The 18,542-nt window shown below is 64.7% G+C and carries 19 protein-coding genes and 1 pseudogene; 9 read left to right on the top strand and 11 right to left on the bottom strand.

Annotated features, from left to right (window positions below):
* Nucleotides 1-45 precede the first annotated feature (45 nt).
* Nucleotides 46-1,218 carry a M20 aminoacylase family protein gene (locus tag CO675_RS31785; RefSeq protein ID WP_097675714.1) on the top strand — a complete coding sequence of 391 codons (1,173 nt, stop codon included), beginning with the start codon at nt 46-48 and terminating at the stop codon, nt 1,216-1,218.
* A gap of 60 nt (nt 1,219-1,278) precedes the next feature.
* Here the strand turns inward: CO675_RS31785 and CO675_RS31780 are convergent, their stop codons facing one another.
* Both CO675_RS31780 and CO675_RS31775 read right to left on the bottom strand, forming a co-directional pair.
* Nucleotides 1,279-2,304, bottom strand: coding sequence for an agmatine deiminase family protein (locus CO675_RS31780; protein WP_245453010.1), 1,026 nt, complete (start codon nt 2,302-2,304; stop codon nt 1,279-1,281).
* A gap of 130 nt (nt 2,305-2,434) precedes the next feature.
* Nucleotides 2,435-2,998 carry a cytochrome b gene (locus CO675_RS31775; protein WP_097675713.1) on the bottom strand — a complete coding sequence of 188 codons (564 nt, stop codon included), beginning with the start codon at nt 2,996-2,998 and terminating at the stop codon, nt 2,435-2,437.
* Nucleotides 2,999-3,273: 275 nt separating this feature from the next.
* On the opposite strand from CO675_RS31775, the gene murI reads away from it, so the two are divergent.
* The gene (murI, locus tag CO675_RS31770) at nt 3,274-4,071 is read left to right on the top strand and encodes a glutamate racemase (protein WP_097675712.1); all 798 of its coding nucleotides are present in this window, start codon (nt 3,274-3,276) and stop codon (nt 4,069-4,071) included.
* 59 nt (nt 4,072-4,130) lie between these two features.
* Nucleotides 4,131-4,907: an HpcH/HpaI aldolase family protein gene (locus tag CO675_RS31765; protein ID WP_097675711.1), complete on the top strand. Its 777-nt coding sequence runs from the start codon at nt 4,131-4,133 to the stop codon at nt 4,905-4,907.
* Between the two features lie 61 nt (nt 4,908-4,968).
* On the opposite strand, the gene CO675_RS31760 is transcribed toward CO675_RS31765, so the two are convergent.
* The 5 genes and pseudogenes from CO675_RS31760 to CO675_RS40230 form a co-directional block, all read right to left on the bottom strand.
* On the bottom strand, nt 4,969-5,994 hold the full coding sequence (locus CO675_RS31760; RefSeq protein ID WP_097675768.1) for an ABC transporter substrate-binding protein: 1,026 nt from the start codon (nt 5,992-5,994) through the stop codon (nt 4,969-4,971).
* Between the two features lies 1 nt (nt 5,995).
* Nucleotides 5,996-8,098: an adenylate/guanylate cyclase domain-containing protein gene (locus CO675_RS31755; RefSeq protein ID WP_097675710.1), complete on the bottom strand. Its 2,103-nt coding sequence runs from the start codon at nt 8,096-8,098 to the stop codon at nt 5,996-5,998.
* A 21-nt stretch (nt 8,099-8,119) separates the two neighbouring features.
* Entirely contained in the window at nt 8,120-8,596 is a 477-nt protein-coding gene (locus CO675_RS41920) for a SphA family protein (protein ID WP_349644050.1), read from the bottom strand.
* 281 nt (nt 8,597-8,877) lie between these two features.
* Nucleotides 8,878-9,033 carry a hypothetical protein gene (locus tag CO675_RS41910; RefSeq protein ID WP_349644049.1) on the bottom strand — a complete coding sequence of 52 codons (156 nt, stop codon included), beginning with the start codon at nt 9,031-9,033 and terminating at the stop codon, nt 8,878-8,880.
* A 55-nt stretch (nt 9,034-9,088) separates the two neighbouring features.
* Nucleotides 9,089-9,225: pseudogene (locus CO675_RS40230) on the bottom strand (formylglycine-generating enzyme family protein); the annotation flags it as partial.
* Between the two features lie 167 nt (nt 9,226-9,392).
* Between CO675_RS40230 and CO675_RS40225 the strand changes: the two are divergent.
* From CO675_RS40225 to CO675_RS31730, 5 genes are all read left to right on the top strand, one after another.
* Nucleotides 9,393-9,584, top strand: coding sequence for a hypothetical protein (locus tag CO675_RS40225; RefSeq protein ID WP_143279178.1), 192 nt, complete (start codon nt 9,393-9,395; stop codon nt 9,582-9,584).
* A gap of 565 nt (nt 9,585-10,149) precedes the next feature.
* Entirely contained in the window at nt 10,150-10,539 is a 390-nt protein-coding gene (locus CO675_RS31745; RefSeq protein WP_097675709.1) for a cupin domain-containing protein, read from the top strand.
* Nucleotides 10,540-10,656: 117 nt separating this feature from the next.
* A complete protein-coding gene (locus tag CO675_RS31740) occupies nt 10,657-11,442 on the top strand; it encodes an acyltransferase (RefSeq protein ID WP_097675708.1) in 786 nt (261 codons plus the stop codon).
* A 269-nt stretch (nt 11,443-11,711) separates the two neighbouring features.
* Nucleotides 11,712-12,329 (top strand): 30S ribosomal protein S4, encoded by a 618-nt coding sequence (rpsD, locus tag CO675_RS31735; protein ID WP_092115295.1) that lies wholly within the window; start codon nt 11,712-11,714, stop codon nt 12,327-12,329.
* A gap of 92 nt (nt 12,330-12,421) precedes the next feature.
* The gene (locus CO675_RS31730) at nt 12,422-13,489 is read left to right on the top strand and encodes a threonine aldolase family protein (protein WP_097675707.1); all 1,068 of its coding nucleotides are present in this window, start codon (nt 12,422-12,424) and stop codon (nt 13,487-13,489) included.
* A gap of 22 nt (nt 13,490-13,511) precedes the next feature.
* On the opposite strand, the gene CO675_RS31725 is transcribed toward CO675_RS31730, so the two are convergent.
* From CO675_RS31725 to grxD, 4 genes are read right to left on the bottom strand one after another with little or no spacing between them, the layout of a single operon-like run.
* Complete coding sequence (locus CO675_RS31725; protein ID WP_198964817.1) at nt 13,512-14,774, bottom strand: serine hydrolase domain-containing protein; 1,263 nt, start codon at nt 14,772-14,774, stop codon at nt 13,512-13,514.
* 1 nt (nt 14,775) lies between these two features.
* The gene (locus tag CO675_RS31720) at nt 14,776-16,062 is read right to left on the bottom strand and encodes a serine hydrolase domain-containing protein (protein WP_198964816.1); all 1,287 of its coding nucleotides are present in this window, start codon (nt 16,060-16,062) and stop codon (nt 14,776-14,778) included.
* A 49-nt stretch (nt 16,063-16,111) separates the two neighbouring features.
* Nucleotides 16,112-16,657, bottom strand: a complete 546-nt coding sequence (locus tag CO675_RS31715; RefSeq protein ID WP_502693427.1) for an O-acetyl-ADP-ribose deacetylase — start codon at nt 16,655-16,657, stop codon at nt 16,112-16,114.
* 2 nt (nt 16,658-16,659) lie between these two features.
* Nucleotides 16,660-16,992: a Grx4 family monothiol glutaredoxin gene (gene grxD / locus CO675_RS31710; RefSeq protein ID WP_016843475.1), complete on the bottom strand. Its 333-nt coding sequence runs from the start codon at nt 16,990-16,992 to the stop codon at nt 16,660-16,662.
* Nucleotides 16,993-17,284: 292 nt separating this feature from the next.
* On the opposite strand from grxD, the gene egtB reads away from it, so the two are divergent.
* A complete protein-coding gene (egtB, locus tag CO675_RS31705; protein WP_097675703.1) occupies nt 17,285-18,538 on the top strand; it encodes an ergothioneine biosynthesis protein EgtB in 1,254 nt (417 codons plus the stop codon).
* Nucleotides 18,539-18,542 lie beyond the last annotated feature (4 nt).

The following is an 18,542-nucleotide window of genomic DNA, read 5'->3' as shown; positions in this document are numbered from 1 at the left end:
CCCTACAAGGTTCCCTACAAAGCTCACAAGAAACGGACGCTCCCCATGCCCATCGTCAATCGCGTTGCCGCCCTCTCGGATGAAATGGCCGCCTGGCGCCATGACTTCCACGAGAACCCCGAACTGCTCTACGAGGTGCACCGCACCGCCGGCATCGTCGCCGACAAGCTGCGCGAGTTCGGCTGCGACGAGGTGGTGACGGGGATCGGGCGCACCGGCGTGGTCGGCGTGATCCGCGGCCGCAAGTCCGGATCTGGCAAGACCATTGGGCTGCGCGCCGACATGGACGCGCTGCCGATCGCCGAGGCCTCGGGCGTCGCCTACGCGTCCAAGATCCCCGGCAAGATGCACGCCTGCGGCCATGACGGCCACACCGCGATGCTGTTGGGCGCTGCGAAATACCTCACCGAGACCCGCAATTTCGACGGCACCGCGGTCGTGATCTTCCAGCCCGCCGAGGAAGGCGGCGCTGGCGGCAAGGCGATGGTCGACGACGGCCTGATGACCCGCTGGGGCATCCAGGAGGTCTATGGCCTGCACAACATGCCCGGCCTGCCCGAGGGCTATTTCGCGACCACGCCGGGCCCGATGCTGGCCTCGTCGGACACCTTGAAGATCGTCGTGCGCGGCAAGGGCGGCCACGCCGGCGCCGCGCCGCACGAGGCGATCGATAGCGTCCTGATCGGCGCCCAGATCATCAATGCGCTGCAATCGATCGTGTCGCGCAATCTCGACCCGCTGAAGTCCGCGGTGATCTCGATCACGATGTTCGAGGCCGCAAATGCATTCAACGTGATCCCCGAGATCGTCACGCTGGGTGGCACCGTGCGCACGCTCGATCCCGGCGTGCGTGACCTGGTCGAGCGTCGCATCGGCGAGGTCGCCTCCAACATCGCCAAGGCCTATGGCGGCTCTGCCGAGACCGATTATGGGCGCATGTATCCGGTGACGCTGAACCATGCGCGCGAGGCCGGCATCGCCGCCGAGGTCGCCCGCGACGTGGCCGGCGCCGAACGCGTCAACGACAATCTGGTGCCGGTCATGGGCGCCGAGGATTTCGCGTTCATGCTGGAGGCGCGCCCCGGCGCGTTCGTCTTCCTCGGCATGGGCGACGGCCCGATGTGCCACCACCCGGCCTACAAGTTCAACGACAACATCCTCGGCCACGGCGCGTCCTACTGGGTACGCCTGGTCGAGAAGCAGATGCCGGCGGGTTAGCAGGGCTTACGCAATCGATGAACGGCCCGGCCGCGATCCGTCGCGGCCGGGCCATTCACATCAACGCGGCTGCTGTTGCGTCGTGCAGTGAATACCGCCGCCGCCGGCAGCGATGCCGTCGATGTTGAGCTGGATGATCTGCCGGTCGGCAAACAGGTCGCGCAGGATATCGCGTGCGTTGCGGTCCGCGCTCGCGTCGCCGAACTCGGGCGCGATGACGGCGCCGTTGCAGACGTAGAAATTGATGTAGCCGGCGGCGAAGTCCTTGCTGCCGTGCTTCGGACGCACCGTCGACGGGCCCTCCAACACCACGACATCCAGACGCCGGCCCTTCGCATCGACAGCGCCGCGCAGGATATCGAGGTGTCGCTTGGTCACCGCGTGATCGAACGACGACGGGTCCATCTCCAGGCCGGCCACGACCACGCCGGGACCGGCAAAGCGTGCGTAGAAGTCGGTATGGCCGTCGGTGATGTCCTTGCCGGCGATGCCGGGCAGCCAGATGATCTTTTCGAGTCCGAGCAGGCGAGACAATTCGGCCTCGCATTTGTCCTTCGACGCGCCGGGATTGCGATTTGGATTGAGGACGCAGCTCTCGGTGATGATGGCGGTCCCCTCACCGTCGACTTCGATCCCGCCGCCTTCCAGCACCAGGCCCGCCTTGACGAAGGTCGCCTTCGCGGTCTGGGCGACATGCGCGGCGACCTCGGCATCGAGCGCATGGCGTTGCTTGTTGCCCCAGCCGTTGAAGTTGAGACCGACGGCGCCGAGTTGCCCCGACGGGTCCTTCACAAACACCGGTCCGGTGTCGCGCATCCACACGTCGTCGACTGGTTGCACGACGAGGCTGACCGCGGGGCCGCAGAGCCGCGCGGCAATCTCGCGGTCCTCCTCGCGCACCAGCATGTTGACGCGTTCATAGGCCGCGATCGCCTTGGCAATGTTGGCGAGATTTTCCCGCGCCACCGGAAGCAGCCTGCCGCCCCAGATCGCGGCGCTGGCGCCGAACGCCATCCAGGTCGCGGCATGCGGCTCGCCCTCGTCCGGCATCCGCCAGTTCACATTGTCCCGCGCAAGATCGTCCACGAGCGTCCTGGCCGCGATGGCCCTCCCGGATTGACCGCCAGACTAGCGCCAGCGCCGGTGCGATGCCATCACCTGGCCGTCAAGGCGGTCATCCGCTCGCCCAGTGCGGCGCGGCGCCGCCCCGCGTCGCCTAGCGAGCGCCGTCGGCCTCTCCCGCCCCCATCATCCGCGCCGCGACCCGGTCGCGCTTGACGAAATGATGGAAGGCGACCGCGGCAAGGTGCAGCACGATCAGCGCGAGCAGCACATAGGCGAAGAAGATGTGGCGACCTTCATAGGCGTCCGCCGCCGCCTTGTCGGGCGAGGTGATCTGGGGAACGTGGAACAGGCCGAAGAAGCTCGAATAGTCCTGGGCACGGGACCCGGAATGCGCCCAGCCCAGCATCGCGACCAGGATGGTGACCGCATAGAGCGCGCCATGGCTGACATGGGCGGCGATCCGCTGCCAGCCGGGCATCTCGGGCGGCAGCGCCGGCGTCGGGTTGACGCCGCGCCAGAGCAGCCGCAACACGGTCAGCAGCAGCACCATGTAGCCGATATCGGCATGGATCGACCGGTAGAAGAACTTGTCCGCCCGCGCCGGAAAGTGGTTCATCCACCAGCCATAGGCCAGCATGCCGATGATGGCGATGCCCAGCCCCCAGTGGAACGCACGGGCCAGCGAGCCCCAGCTCGCGGTGGTATTGCGGATCATGGTCGAATGGCCCCGTTTGGATTTCGCACGTCGCAGCAATAGTTTGCGTTGATACTTGCAGGGATGGGTCAAGGCCATATGAAATTCCCGCCTTCACCGCCTTTTGTCGGCCGCAATGCGTTTTAGAGCGAAGTGGATCCCGGTTAGCGTGAAGAAAACGCGTCGAAACAAGAATCTAGGGCCCCGCTCCGATTCCATCGGAGCGGAAAAGGCGCTAGAGGCCGGATAGCCAAAAACAACTGAATGGTAACCCTGCCTCGGATAGACTTTTCACCGTGCCCACTCCCCCGACCATCCTCATCTTCGATTCCGGCCTCGGCGGCCTCACCGTGCTGCGCGAGATCGCCCGCGCCCGGCCCGACGCCCACTATGTCTATGTCGCCGACGACGCCTTCTTCCCCTATGGCCACCATACCGAGGACGAGATCATCGCCCGGGTGGTGCCGCTGGTCGGCGAGTTGATCGAGGCCCATGCGCCCGACCTCGTCGTGATCGCCTGCAACACGGCATCCACGCTGGTCATGTCGCATCTGCGCGACGCCTATCGCCTGCCCTTCGTCGGCACGGTGCCCGCGATCAAGCCGGCCTGCGCACAGTCGAAAACCAGGCGCGTTTCGGTGCTCGGCACCAGGGGCACCGTGAAGCGCGAATATACCCGCAAGCTGATTTCGGATTTCGCGCAGGGTTGCGAGGTGACCTTGGTCGGCTCCGGCGAGCTGGCTTCGCTGGCGGAAGCCGCGCTCAGCGGCCAAATCGTGCGCGACGAGGACATTGCCGCCGAGCTGGCCCCCTGCTTCGTCGGCGGTGGCGCCCATGACCCCGCCCGCACCGACACCGTCGTGCTGGCCTGCACGCACTACCCGCTGCTACTGGAGCGCCTGACCAGGCTCGCGCCCTGGCCGGTCGACTGGATCGACCCGGCGCCCGCGATCGCCCGCCGCGTCGCCGATCTGCTCGGCCCAGCCGGCTCGGAGAGCCACGAGGCCGGCGCCGAGATGATCTTCACCTCGAAGCGCCCGCACAGGCTGACCGAAGCGCTGACGCCGTTCTTCGGCGGCCGAGTCCCGGCCTGATCCTTTTCGCCGTCACGACTCGCTGCTAGCCTCTGCCCTCCTTCGAGGGAGGACCGCATTTGACCGCAGCCCCGCTGACGCCGCTGAACCGCCTGCGCCAGGCGTGGCGCGACAGGCGCCCGACCTTCGGCGCGATCGCGACCATTCCAAGCATCCAGACCGTGCAGATCATGGCGCAGTCGCTGGACTGGATCATCGTCGATCTTGAGCACGGGCCGATCGATCTCGGCACCGCGCATGCAATGATCGTGGCCACTTCGGGCACGCCGTGCGTTCCGATGGTGCGGATCGCGGCCAACGAGCCGCACCTCGCCAAGGCGCCGATGGACATCGGCGCGCTCGGCATCAACTTTCCGATGATCTGCAACCGCGGCGACGCCGAGAAGGCCGCGCGCAGCGTGCGCTATCCGCCGAACGGCGACCGGCTGTGGGGGCCGTTCCATGCGCCGTTCCGCTGGGGCGTCTCGATGAACGACTACATGGCGACCGCCGACGACGACATGATCTGCATGATCACGATCGAGCATGTCGATGCCGTCAATCGCATCGACGAGATCATGGCAACACCGGGCATCGATCTCGCGGTGATCGGGCCCGGCGATCTCGCCACCTCGATCAACAAGCGCGGCTTTCCTGACGATCCCGAAGTGGTCGCGCTGATGCAGCGCGCCGAACAGGGCATCCTGAAGAGCGGCGTGCCGATCGGCGGCGTCGCGCGCACCGCAGACCAAGCCAATGCGATGATCGATCGCGGCTACCTCGCGCTCGCGCTCGGCTTCGACTGGTCGCTGTTCCAGCGCGGCATCGCTGCCGCATTCGCCGGGATCAGGCGGTAGGGACTTTTTTCTTGAGCATGATCTTTTCGGAAAACCGCTACACGGTTTTCCGGATCATGCTCTAGATCGTCGCCAGATAAAGGCTCGGATCGAAATATTGCGTGGCCGGCGTTGCAGTTGCGAGCGGCGCTTCCGTAACGAAGAAATCGCTGACCTGCTGCAGCCACCTGGCGACGGTGCCATCGGCATAGAGCCGCTTCCACTCCCGCGACGAAAACATCTTCTGCGCCGCGAGTGCCTCCTCGATATCGGCGATCGTGGCCTGCGGATAATTGCTCTTCTGCAACGCACCGGCCGCGGCCTTGCTGTTGCGCAGCATCTGATCGTTGGCGTCGGCCCAGCCGCGGATGATCCGGGCGAAAACGTCGCGGTTGGCGGCAAAATAGTCCTGCCGGGCGACCCAGCCCCCGACGACGGCGGATTGCGGATAGTAGGCGGATGCGTCGACCAGCTTGACGGCACCAGGGAGCTTTTCGCGCACCGTGATATTGAATGGCACCCACAGCGCGACGGCAGGCACCTCGCCTGCGATGAACGCGTCCACCGCCGCGGACATGTTGCTGTTGGCGATCTCGACATCGGCTGGCCCAAGTCCGTTGGCGCGGAGCGCGCGATCGAGGAAGATGTGGGCTGTCGTCATCCTGGCGGTCGCGATACGCTTGCCGCGAAGGTCCGCGAATGTCGTCACGCCCTTGTCCGGCCGCACCCAGAGCTGCGCGGTCGCGATCTCGATATCGTTGACGAGGAACGCGGTGTAACCGCCGCGCGGCAGCAGGCTCGAGATGACGCCACCGGCCGACAGCACGTCGAGCTTGCCGGCGGCCATCGCCTGCACGACCTCGAAGCCGGTGTTGAACTCGACCAGATCAAAATCGATTCCTTCCTTGTCGAACGAGCCGCGATCAAGGCCGGTCAGAATCTGGCCGTCGACGGCGACGACATGGAGATAGCCGAGCCGCAGCCGGGCGCGATCTCGCGCGATTGCGGGTGCGGCGATCGCCGCGGCGCTGAGCGCCGCGCCGATGCTTCCGCCGAGGATACGTCGCCGGTTGATCTTGCGGGGCAGCACGCAGGCCTCAGTCGGCATCTCAGTGCACCGGATGATCGAGCAGCGGTTGCTGAACGACATCGCGCAGCCGTTCGGCATGGTATTGCGCGACGCCGTCTCCGGGATATTCGGCCAGGAAGTCGGCAATGTGCAGCAGCGCCGTGGCGGGTTCCCCGCCACGGATCGCAGCGTAGACGGCCTCCCAAAATGCGCAGAACGCCAGCTCGGAATCGCCGCGCGCGCCGCAAAGCTCATAGACCGTGATCGCCTCGGCAAAGCCCTTTGGTCGGATCTGATCGACGCTGCGGAACGCGAATTTGTGCTCGGCGCGCGCCCGCACGGCCGCGCTGACCAGGACTTGCGTGCCGTAGTTCTTGTTGAGGCCTTCGAGCCGCGAGGCCAGATTGATGGTGGCACCGAGCGCGGTGTAGTTCATGCGGTCGGCGGAGCCGACATTGCCGACCACGACATCACCGAGATGCAGGCCGAACCGCGTGGTGTAGGCCGGCCAGCCCTCGCTGCGGAACGTCCGGTTGAGCTCGGCATTGCGCTGCAGGCAGTCGAGCACCGCCTCGCAGGCGTGAATGGCGTGGTCGTCGTCGTCGTCCGGCGCATTCCACAGTGCCATCACGGCATCGCCAATGAACTTGTCGATGGTGCCATGGTGCTTCATGATCGCCTCCGACATCGCGGCGAAATAGCGCGAGGTGAAGATCATGACCTGCGACGGATCCGCTTTCTCCGTCTTCGCGGTGAAGTCGGCGACGTCGGTGAACAGCACCGTGACCTCGCGCCTGACGCCGCCGAGCTGCAACGAGGCCCCGGACGCCATCAGCTGACGGACGATCGGCTGCGGAATGAAGCTGGAGAAGTTGCGCACGACGGTGCGCATCGTGAACACCGAACGGCCGAGTTCGTCGATCTCGTCGATGGCCGATTGCATGCGCGGCCGGTCGGCGAGCTGAAAGCGCTGGATCTCGTCGGTCTGCCGCGCCAGCTCGCGCAGCGACCGGGCGAGCAGTGAGCCGAGCCAGAACGCGAACGGCAGCATCGCGATCACAAAGCCGAGCGCGATCGCGAACAACGCGCGCCGCTCCGAGATGATCTTGGCGAAGAATTCTTCGAGCGGGGCGATCACCGCGAGGCGGATGTTGGCCGCCCCGGCGGTCTCGATGCGGTGAAAGGCTGCGACCAGCGTCCGCCCATCGGCGTCGGTGAAGAACTGCTGGGCGCCGCCGTCGCTCCGCCAGGACGCAATCGCCGCGGACAGGCCGGGAAGCTTGAGGGCGTCGATCCGGGGCAACGCGTCGCGGCGCTCCGCCATCAGATCGCGCATCTCGGGATGGCCGACGATGCGGTCGGCATCGTTGAACAGGAAGACCAGCCCGGATTTGCCGAGCTTTTGCCGGCTCAGCATCTCCTCGAGGCGATTGAGCAGGAGATCGGCGGCCACCACCCCGCGGCGGCCCTCCTTGAGCGGGATGCGCAGCGTGTAGCCGGGCTCACCGGTCGCGTAGAACACATAGGGCCCGGTGAGCAGCGTCTTGCGATCCTTGAAGGCCTCGACATACCAGGGACGCTGCCGCGGGTCGTAGCTGTCAGGTCCTGCGACCTGCGCGACCTGGATCAAATTTTCCGACAGGTACAGCGTCACCGGCGCCGCCGCGGCCGCCCCTGTGCGGGCAATCACGACCACGCGGTAGACCGCGTCGGCATCGACATTCAGCGCGGTGCGGAATTGCGGCTTGGCGCGATCGATGACGTCCATCTCGAGGAACGAGCCGTCCTCGTATCCGACGTAGAGATTGAAGATCTGCGGATTGTTGCGCAGCATCGAGGCCAGCAGGCCATAGAGCCGGGTGTTGTCGGCGATGTCGGCCTCCTGGATCGCCGGCAGCCCCGCCAGGATCTCGAGATTGTCGCGCACATTCTTGAACTGCGCGTCGATGCGGTCGGCGCCGAGTTGCGCGACCTTGTCGATGAAAGTGCTCGCGGCCATCTGCGTGATCGAGGAGACCCGCCTGAAGCTGAGGTAGACCAGCGTCAGGCCGACCACCAGCACGGCGGCGATGAACACCGTGATGATCGAGGTGCGGAAGCCGATCCGAACCGGCCGCCGGCTGGTCGCAGGCGCGTCACTCATCGGGACTGTCGTTCACCTCCGCTAATATTTGCGCACGATCGGCTTGGTCGGCGCCGTCAGCGGCGCTGATGTCGAGAGCTGGAACGTCACCCAGGCGGTCCATCCCTCCGCGCGGTTCTCGGCGGCGAAATCCTTGTAGCCACGGACGTTCAGATAGCCCTGATAGCCCTCGCCGACCGGAAAGATGAATCCGACCTGCGGGCCGATGCCGGCGACACGTCCCTTGAAATCGCCGAGCTTGGCGCCGGTGCCGCTGTCGCCGGTGATCTGCTGAAAATAGTAGCCGGCGACGCCGACATGGACGTTCTTGGCGACGAACTGCGAGAGCCCCCAGTCGACGTGAAAGTCGATGCCGTTCTGGTACTGCAGGTCATTGTTCTTGCCGTTGTAGGTGACCCCGGCCAGCACCGAGAACTCGCGGCCGGATTTCGGATCGAGATAGGTGTAGGCACCGCCGACATCGACCGCGACGAATCCGAAGCTGAGTTCGGGGGACACGCAGCGCGCAACGCACGCCGAATGAGATTGGCGAGGCGGGTGCTGTCATAGGTCCCGCTCGGGATGTTGCCCATGATGTAGAACATCTCGTTGTTGACACCCTGATTCCATTTCAGCGTGCCCTGGTAGAAGACGTCGGAGACCGTCGTGCGGTTGTCGGTTGCAACGCCCGAGAGCGTGTTGCCGCGCGGGCCGGTCAGCGTCGCGTCGACGCCGACACCGATATTTCCGGGCGCGGCAAGGAAGGTGATGGCCGCCTGCCCGCCCAGCACGGACTGCGCTCAGGTATAGGTGAACCCTTCGATCAGCACGTCCGCATGTGCGTTGAGACCGGCGACGACCGATCCCGGCACGCGGTTGCCGATGACGAAATTCTTGCTCGCGTTGGCGCTTTGATCGAGGTGAATGTAGATCGTCTCATACGCCCAGCCCGGCATCGCCAGCGCCGCTGTCAGGCTCGCGAACGAGCCGGGAAGCCAGAAGCTCAATCCACCGATGCGATGGCGCCTCCTCGGGATAATGGTGGTCCGAGCCCATGCGGAAGTGCCGCCGGGAATCCAGACCATGTCGTCGGTCTGCATCCGGTCATCCGGCTCTGTTTCAGCGGAGGCGATCTCTGCCCGGGACATGGCGATGCACCTGTTTGCGCTACCGCGGGCAATGGTCCCAGAAGCCCGGTGTTCTCGATGGGGCGCTGATTCCGATAGGCGTTCCGCCGAAAATCTTGCTGAAGATGGCAGCCGTTTGGATCATAGGCTTGTAGATCACGGGCTTGGGTTCTCGGGGATCGAACGTCGTGCTCGATTGCATTGTCGCGCCCTTCCATTTTTCTGTGCTGCACTTTTTCGGCAGCGTTGATTGCGTCAGGCCGTCTTCCCCTTCTCCCCTCCTCGTCTATGCGCGCGTCCACGCGCTGCCGCTGCTGCGGCGCGTGATCCGTCCCGCCGGACGTTGTCACGAGCTGTTTCGCTTTGAGATCAAACGATAGCGCAACGCGCCATGCGTGTGATGTGCATTTTGTGCCAAACGCAACCCCAAGGCGTGCAGCCTTAACGAACGATGTCGCAATTCCATCAATCCGATGACGTCGTCAGATTTGGTTTTTCGAGAAAACAAGGGAAAATCCGCTTGTTTGCGGATCCGCGCCAAACGAGCTCGCGATGGAGATCCAACCAATCGAGGCACGATGTCGCAGGACACGCGGCGCCTGACTTCATCGGCTCAGTCGATCGATCGCACTGCCATTGGAAGCGCGGATTCGTCGCGGCATTCACCGGGATCGAGCGTCGATGCGAAGCCACCAGCTTCGCCCAAACAGCTGCCGGTGAGCAAGCTCCTATCGGTCAGGAAACCGGCGTTCAAGGCCGGGTATCGGACCCGCGGTCGAGCACCGCAATTGCCTGAACAACGTGTAAGCCTCGCGTAAGGATGACCGCGTCCAATTCCATGAACAGCCGGCGGTCTTATCCGAATGTCGCAAGTGCAGATCACACTTCGCCCGCTTTCCGCCGCGATTGCGCGTGCTAGAGTTTCGCGCCTTGGGAGGAAAATGCATGTTCAGGAAATTGCTGCTTGGTCTCACTGTGATTGCGTTTGCCGGTGCCGGCGCTGCATTTGGGCAGCAGAGCGGCATCAAGCGGACGCCGCTGCAGAAGGTCGATTTCCCGGCGGGCTACACCACGGTCACGGCAATCGCCGAGGTTCCAGCCGAGGGTGCGTCGGGTCGTCACAGCCATCCCGGCGCTGAAACCGGCTATGTGCTCGAGGGCGAGCTGGAACTTGTAATCGACGGCAAGCCGCCGCTGAAGCTGAAGGCAGGCGATTCCTACCAGATCCCGGAAGGTGCGGTGCACGACGCCAAAACTTCCGGCGACAAGCCGCTCAAGGTGCTAGGGGTCTACGTGGTCAAGGCTGGCGAGCCCTTGGCCAAACCGGCGCCGTGAGCCGAACCTGTTGGCCTCCGGCCCGTTGGTTCATGTTGGCTTCAGGTGCGGCGAGCAACCATCCGAGCTCGCCGGGCCTTTGTTTTTTGCCTGATTGCAGGGATTTGAACCGAACAGATGCGCGGTAAATTTCGTCGGATTTCATTGCCGCGCCGTCTCGTCGCCGATTTGATGTACGCGTCGGCCGGCGTGCCGTTTGTCTCCCTGACGCGCTCGCTGAACGTTCGTGCGGTGGTCGAGGCCCGCGCACGCGCCGCGCAGGCGCCGGGCTGGGCCGCCATCTTCGTCAAGGCTTTCGCGCTGGTCGCCAAGACCGAGCCGACCCTGCGCACCCTGCACGTCAAATGGCCCTGGCCCTGCCTCTACGAGCTGCCGTGCAGCGTCGGCATGGTGGCCATTGCGCGCGTTGAGAAGGGCGAGGAATGCGTGCTGTTCGAACGCGTCCGGGGCGCCGACGAGATGCCGCTTGGCGATGTCGACGCGCTGATCCGGCGCGCCAAGACCGCGCCGCTGCACGAGATCCCCTCGTTCCGCAAGATGCTCTGTGTGACGCGCCTGCCGTTTCCGCTGCGGCGCCTGGCTTGGGCCATCGGGATGAATTTCGGCCGGCAGCGCGCCAATTTCTGCGGCAACTTCGGTGTGACGTCGGTCGCGGCCTATGGCCCGGGCGAATTGCACGCGCTGAGCCCCGGGCCATTCCTGCTGAGCTATGGCGTGATCAAGCCGGACCATACCGTCGATGTGGTGCTGCGCTGGGACCATCTGGTCTGCGACGCCGCCCTGATCGCCAAAACCCTGACCCGGCTCGAGCAGGTGCTCAGCGGCGAAATCGCCACGGAAATGGGCGCGATCCGGCCGCAAACCGACGCTCGGCCGGTCCGGGCGGCCGGAGCCCGGCTTTAAGCGGCGAAAGGGGCCGATTTTGACGCCGATTCGGCCCAAATCGCCCTGCGTTTTGTTTGACAGAGCCGGACTTTCTCCTTAAGACCACCCTTGCTCGCGGGCCGGTTTCGGCCCGCGATGCGTTTCGCGACCCGTGGTTCTCCCCGAGCTTTCGAGGCGGACCTGTCGGTACGGGCCTTTTGGCCGGTACACAGGAGGGCGCGTCTCCTCAAACCCTAGACTGACAAAACGCCGGTCGCTGGACAGCGACGGCTATCAAAGAGGACGCGATGACAAAGCGCAGTGAGGCGAAGTACAAGATCGATCGCCGCATGGGCCAGAATATCTGGGGCCGCCCGAAGAGCCCTGTGAACCGCCGCGAATACGGCCCCGGCCAGCACGGCCAGCGCCGCAAGGGCAAGCTCTCCGACTTCGGCGTGCAGCTCCGCGCCAAGCAGAAGCTCAAGGGCTACTACGCCAACATTTCCGAGCGCCAGTTCCACGGCATCTATGTCGAAGCCAGCCGCCTGAAGGGCGACACCGGTGAGAACCTGATCGGCCTGCTCGAGCGCCGTCTCGACACCGTGGTCTATCGCGCCAAGTTCGTCGCCACGATGTTCGCTGCGCGCCAGTTCATCAACCACGGCCACGTCAAGGTGAACGGCCGCAAGGTCAACATCGGCAGCTACAAGCTGAAGGTCGGCGACACCATCGAGGTCAAGGAAGCCTCCAAGCAGCTCACCCCGGTGCTGGAAGCCGCCCAGCTGCCCGAGCGCGACCTGCCCGACTTCCTCGAAGTCGATCACGGCAAGATGACCGCGAAGTTCGTCCGCATCCCGGCGCTCGGCGACGTGCCGTTCCCGGTGCAGATGGAGCCGCATCTGATCGTCGAATTCTATTCGCGCTGATCACGGCACGCATGCGAGATCCGAAAGGCCCCGGTTTTGCCGGGGCCTTTTTGTTTGGCTAAAGTCGCGGCACACCGACCGAGAGAACCATCATGCACTACACCCCTGCCCGGCCCGATCCCAAGGCGCCCGCCGTCCGCATCAACCTGTTGTCGGACACCCAGACGAAGCCGACGCCGGCGATGCGCGAGGCGATGGCGAGGGCGGAGGTCGGCGACGAGCAGGTCGGTGACGATCCGACCACCAACGAGCTCTGTGCGCGCGTCGCCGACCTGCTCGGCAAGGAGGCCGCCGTCTTCATGCCGTCGGGCACGATGTGCAACGTCGCGGCGACGCTGGCCTATTGCCGCCCCGGCGACGAGATCCTGGCGCACGCCACCGCGCACATCATCGCCCGCGAGGGCGGCGCGCATGCCGCGCTCGGCGGCTTCCAGATCACGCAGCTGCCGGGCGACGACGGCCAGTTCACGCCGGAGACATTTCGCGCCGCGCTGCATCCGCGCACCCGCTACCAGCCGCCGCAAGTGCTCGTCAGCGTCGAGCAGACCGCCAATATCGGCGGCGGCACGATCTGGAAGAAGACCGCACTCGACGAGGTCGTGCGCATCGCCAAGGACCATGGGCTTGTGACCCATATGGACGGTGCGCGGCTCCTGAACGCCACCGTCGCCTCCGGCATCTCGCCGCGCGACATGACGGCGGGTTGGGATTCGGCCTGGATCGATTTCTCCAAGGGCCTGGGCGCACCGATCGGCGGCGCGATCGCGGGCACCCGCGCCTTCATCGACGACGTCTGGCGCTGGAAACAGCGGCTCGGCGGCTCGATGCGGCAGTCCGGCGTCTGTGCCGCCGCCTGCATCTACGCCCTGGACCACCATGTCGACCGTCTCGCCGACGACCATGCCAATGCGCGGGCGCTGGCGCGCGGGCTGTCGCAGATCAACGGCATCGCGGTGCAGGCGCCCGAGACCAACCTCGTGTTCTTCAAGCCCGACGGCGCCGGCTTCTCCGGCGACAAGATGGTCGCCGAGCTGCGCAAGCGCGGTGTGACGCTCGCGATGATGGACGGCCGGATCAGGGCCTGCACGCATCTCGACGTCACGGCCGCGATGATCGAGGAAGCCGTCGGTCACGTCCGGGACATCGTGCGCGGGGCGTAGCTACCGATTGCAACGTGAGCGTCTACCGCCCCATCGCCCGATAGATCAGCGTCTTCAGCTCCTGCTGGATCCGGCCGCGCTGTGACGGCGTCTGCACCATGAATATCCCGAACAGATCGTCAGCGGGGTCGATGAAGAAGAACGTGCCGCCGACGCCGTCCCAACGATATTCGCCGAGCGGCCAGGACGTGTTCTCCGGCACCGAGGTGCGCACCGCGAAACCGAGGCCGAAGCCGGAGTTCGGACCCGGATAATAGTTCTTGTCGCGCATGACACCGGTTTCGGGACCGATGTGATCTGACGCCATCAGCGCGATGGTTTCCGGTTTCAGATAGCGCTTCCCGCCGTAGCTGCCGCCGTTCAGCAGCATCTGCGAGAAGCGCGCATAGTCGCCGACGGTGCCGACCATGCCGCCGCCGCCGGATTCCCTTCGCAGCGGCTGGCGCGGGTCGCTGACGTTGGCGACCGGGCTGAGCGCGCGATCCTTCGGCATCGGCTCGGCGATCAGCGGCCATTTCGCCCGGTCGGCAACATAGAATGCGGTTTCGTTCATCCCGAGCGGACCGAGCAACCGTTCCTTCTCGACCTGAAACAGCGATTTCCCCGTGATCACCTCGATGATGCGGCCGAGCACGTCGGTGGAATGACCATAGTCCCATTGTGTGCCGGGCTGTTCGGCGAGCGGCAGTGCCGTGAGCCGCGCCGTGAATTCGGCGTTGTCGGGATCGTTGTCGAGCAGCCCGGCATCGGCGTAGCTCCTGTTCACGACACCGCCGCCATAATAGCCGTAGGGCAGGCCTGCGGTGTGGCGCATCAGGTCTTCGATCGTCACCGGACGCTTGAGCGGCTCCAGCGTCATCGTCGGCTTGCCTTCGTCGCCGCGCTTTTCGACGCCGACCTTCATGTCGGCAAAGGCCGGGATGTATTTCGACACTGGATCGCTGAGCGCGAGCCTGCCCTCCTCCACCAGCATCATCGCCACGACGGTCGTGATCGGCTTCGACATCGAATAGAGGCGGAAGATCGTGTCGGCGCTCATCGAGAGCTCGGTTGCGACGTCGCGAACCCCGAAATTCTCGTAGTAGACCGGCTTGCCATGCTGCTGCAGCAGCAGGATCCCGCCGGGAATCTTCCCGGTCGCGATCTCGCTCCTGACATAGTCGGAGACCTTGGCGAGCTCCTCCGCCGAGAAGCTGTGCACTGCCGGCCCCGGGGAGCCGGCCTGCGCAACCGTTGCAGCGGACGCGAGCACGAGTGCCGCGACGAGTGCGCGGCACCCACGCATGTTAGTTTTCCATGGCTTCATAGACGAGTTGCTTCAGGGTCCGCTGGATACGCTGACGCTCGGTCGGCGTCTGCTCCAGCAGAACGAAGAAGAAGTCCTGCTTACGGTCGATGATGTAGTAGCAGCCGCTGGCACCATCCCATTTCAGTTCGCCGAGATCGCCGGGCGGAGGCGGCTTGGCGTTGCCCGGATCGGTCCGCACAGCGATCCCGAGCCCGAAGCCGAAGCCATCGCCGGGGAAATAGAATACGTCGCGCGCAACGCCTGAGCCCGGGCCAACACGATCGGTGGTCAATTCCTTGAACGTTTCGGGCTTCAGGATGGTCTTGCCGTCGAGGGTGCCGCCGTTGAGCAGCATCTGGGCGAAGCGCGAATAATCCGCCATGGTCGAGACCATGCCGCCGCTGGCGGACTCCCATTTCTTGACCTTGGTCGGATCGTTGATCCGGCCGACCCGAAAGTCGCTGTCGTTCGGCATAGGCTCTGCCATCAGCTTCTGCTTCTCGGGATCGGTGACGAAGAAACCGGTGTCCTTCATACCGAGCGGGCCGAGCAGCCTTTCCTGCTCGATCGTCGAGAGCTTCTCGCCGGTGGTCACCTCCATCACGCGCGCCAGGATGTCGGTGGAATGGCCGTATTGCCAGAGCTCGCCGGGCTGGTTGTGCAGCGGCAGCTTGGCGATCCGCTCGGCGAATTCGGCGAGATCGAAATCGCCGCCATAGATATTGGCTTCCTTGTAGGCCTTGCGGACCAGGCTGTCGCCATAGAAGCCGTAGGTGACGCCCGACGTATGCGTCATCAGATCGAGGATCGTGATCGGCCGCTTCAGCGGCACCAGCTCGAGCGTCTTGGTGCCGTCCTCGGCCTTCTTCTCGACGCCGACCTTCATGTTGGCGAAGGAGGGAATGTATTTCGAGACCGGATCGTCGAGCTTGTACTTGCCCTCTTCCAGCAGCTGCATCGAGACCACGGCGGTGATCGACTTGGACATCGAAGCCAGGCGGAAGATGGTCTTGTCGGTGATCGGCGTCTTGCTGACCACGTCCTGCACGCCGAAGGCCTCGTGATACACCGGCTTGCCGTGCTGCTGGATCAGGACGTTGGCGCCGGGAATCTTTCCGGTCGCGACCTCGTTCTTGAAGAACTCGCCGATCTTGGCGAGCTTGTCGGGGTTGAAATGCGCGCCCGCCGGAATCTCATAGGTGCCCTCGGTGTGCGCGTACGCAAACGATGCCGCCAGCAACACCGCGGCGGCTGCGGCGGCGCGCGTCAAACGAAATGAATGCATTTGAGCTATCCCTCCCCGGAAATCACGAGGAAGTGTAGCGGCGGTATCATCAGGCACAAGGGCTCCCAAAGGAGGCCAAAGCGGCCTCGTGCAATTCGGCGCTGGGAGCGGAGAAGCAGCAGAAGACCACGTGCTCGACGCTGGGGGCAGTGGCCAGCGTGTCGACGACAGTCCTTACGGCGATCCGGGCAGCGCGATCCGCAGGGAAACGATAGATGCCAGTCGAGATTGCGGGAAAAGCGATCGAGGCGAGGCCATGCTCGCGGCAGAGCTCCACCGAGCGCCGATAGCAGGATGCGAGCAGACCGTCCTCGTCGAGCTTGCCGCCATTCCACAACGGGCCCACCGTATGAATGACGTGCTTGGCAGGCAGCCGATACCCTTTGGTAATCTTGGCCTGGCCAGTCTTGCAGCCGTGGAGCATACGGCATTCGGCGACCAGATCAGGTCCCGCGGCGCGATGAATCGCGCCATCGACGCCGCCGCCCCCGAGCAGCGACGAATTGGCCGCGTTGACGATGGCGTCAACGCGCAGGGTCGTGATGTCGGTAACGATGACTTCGAGCCGCGCCTTGCCGATCTGGCGCGCCGTCAAGGTCAGGCAGCCACGTCGACCGGGATGCCCTTGTCGGCAAACAGCTGCTGCAATTCACCGGCCTGGAACATCTCGCGGATGATGTCGCAGCCGCCGACGAACTCGCCCTTCACATAGAGCTGCGGAATCGTCGGCCAGTTCGAATAGACCTTGATGCCGTTGCGCAGCTCGGCCGATTCCAGAACGTTGAGGCCCTTGTAGCCGACACCGATGTGGTCGAGGATCTGCACGACCTGACCGGAAAACCCGCACTGCGGGAATTGCGGCGTGCCCTTCATGAACAGCACGACGTCGTTCGACTTCACTTCGTTGTCGATGAATTGCTCGATGCTCATTTTCGCTTCCTTCGGGGGCGGCGCTCTCAAGCCTTGTGGGCCGGCCCACCCTTCTAACCCGTGACTGGCTATATATGTAGCTCAAACCATTGTGCATCCAAAGCAAAATGGCGGAAATCTGGCATGCGGCAGGGGCCGGACGGCACCGCAAAACGGGCCGGGATTATCTGACGGGCCCAATATCATCAGGGGGGAGGCTTTTTTCCCGTAACGGAGCCCCTATCTAGGACGAACTGTCCGTCTGGAACCAGTTTGCCGAAGCAACGTTCTCCCCTTGAATCGGAGACCATCGTTGACGAAACCAGCCTCTGCCGCGGCCGCCATTCCCGGCACCTCCCCGTCATTGTCCTCCGAATCCGGTTCGCTCGCGCGGCGGCTGGTGGACGCCTATCGCGCGGTCCGCGACGAGACCGAGCGCCGTGTCGCGCCGCTGTCGGCGGAAGACCAGCTGATCCAGTCGATGCCGGATGCGAGCCCCGCCAAATGGCACCGCGCCCATACCACCTGGTTCTTCGAGCAGTTTCTGCTCGGCGAGCACGCCAAGGGCTACACGCCGTTCCATCCCGACTACGCCTATCTGTTCAATTCCTATTACGTCAGCGCCGGACCCCGCCATGCCCGCCACCAGCGCGGCCATCTGACCCGCCCGACATCAGACGAAGTCACCGCCTACCGCCGCCATGTCGACGCCGAGGTGGTGAAATTCTTCCAGACCGCCCCGACGGACAAGCTCGAGGCGCTGGTGCCGCTGGTCGAGGTCGGCCTCAATCACGAGCAGCAGCATCAGGAGCTGATGTACACCGACATCCTGCATGCCTTCGCCCAGAACCCGATCCCGCCGGCCTACGATCCGGCGTGGCGCTTCCCGGCGTCGCAGCGCGGACCTGCGGAATGGGTGACGCTCAACGAGGGCATCCACACCGTCGGCCATGCCGACGACAGCTTCCATTTCGACAATGAGAAGCCAGCGCATCGCGCGCTGGTCGGCCCGGTCAAGCTCGCGAAAAACCTCGTCACCAATGCCGATTGGCTCGCCTTCATCAAGGACGGCGGCTATTCCACCGCCACGCTGTGGCTGATGGACGGCTTCGGCACCGTGAGCAACGAGGGCTGGCAGTCGCCGGGCCACTGGCGCGAGATCGACGGCGAATGGAAGATCATGACGCTCGGCGGCTTGCAGCCGATCGATCTGCAGGCTCCGGTTTGCCATGTCAGCTACTACGAGGCCGACGCCTTCGCCCGCTGGGCCGGCAAGCATCTGCCGACCGAGATGGAATGGGAGGTCGCGGCGCGCGCCGGCCTGCTCAACGACGCCTATGGCATCGTCTGGCAATGGACCCGCAGCGCCTATTCGCCCTACCCCGGCTACCGCGCAATCGAGGGCGCGCTCGGCGAATACAACGGCAAGTTCATGGTCAACCAGCTCGTGCTGCGCGGCTCGTCGCTGGCGACGCCGGCCGGTCACGGCCGTGTCACCTACCGCAACTTCTTCTATCCGCACCATCGCTGGCAATTCACGGGGTTACGCCTCGCCGACTATGCCTGACCAG

Origin of the sequence: Bradyrhizobium sp. C9, from assembly GCF_002532045.1 — a bacterium.
Taxonomy (GTDB): Bacteria; Pseudomonadota; Alphaproteobacteria; order Rhizobiales; family Xanthobacteraceae; genus Bradyrhizobium.
Note: the sequence above shows the minus strand (reverse complement) of the source record. Positions and strands in the feature narration are given on the sequence as shown.

Coding starts and splice junctions, on each gene's coding strand:
- CO675_RS31785 (WP_097675714.1), top strand. CDS start 46: ATGCCCATCGTCAATCGCGTTGCCGCCCTCTCGGATGAAATGGCCGCC.
- CO675_RS31775 (WP_097675713.1), bottom strand. CDS start 2,998: ATGATCCGCAATACCACCGCGAGCTGGGGCTCGCTGGCCCGTGCGTTC.
- CO675_RS31760 (WP_097675768.1), bottom strand. CDS start 5,994: ATGCCGACTGAGGCCTGCGTGCTGCCCCGCAAGATCAACCGGCGACGT.
- CO675_RS31755 (WP_097675710.1), bottom strand. CDS start 8,098: ATGAGTGACGCGCCTGCGACCAGCCGGCGGCCGGTTCGGATCGGCTTC.
- CO675_RS41910 (WP_349644049.1), bottom strand. CDS start 9,033: ATGCCGGGCTGGGCGTATGAGACGATCTACATTCACCTCGATCAAAGC.
- CO675_RS31745 (WP_097675709.1), top strand. CDS start 10,150: ATGTTCAGGAAATTGCTGCTTGGTCTCACTGTGATTGCGTTTGCCGGT.
- CO675_RS31740 (WP_097675708.1), top strand. CDS start 10,657: ATGCGCGGTAAATTTCGTCGGATTTCATTGCCGCGCCGTCTCGTCGCC.
- rpsD (WP_092115295.1), top strand. CDS start 11,712: ATGACAAAGCGCAGTGAGGCGAAGTACAAGATCGATCGCCGCATGGGC.
- CO675_RS31730 (WP_097675707.1), top strand. CDS start 12,422: ATGCACTACACCCCTGCCCGGCCCGATCCCAAGGCGCCCGCCGTCCGC.
- CO675_RS31725 (WP_198964817.1), bottom strand. CDS start 14,774: ATGCGTGGGTGCCGCGCACTCGTCGCGGCACTCGTGCTCGCGTCCGCT.
- CO675_RS31720 (WP_198964816.1), bottom strand. CDS start 16,062: ATGCATTCATTTCGTTTGACGCGCGCCGCCGCAGCCGCCGCGGTGTTG.
- grxD (WP_016843475.1), bottom strand. CDS start 16,992: ATGAGCATCGAGCAATTCATCGACAACGAAGTGAAGTCGAACGACGTC.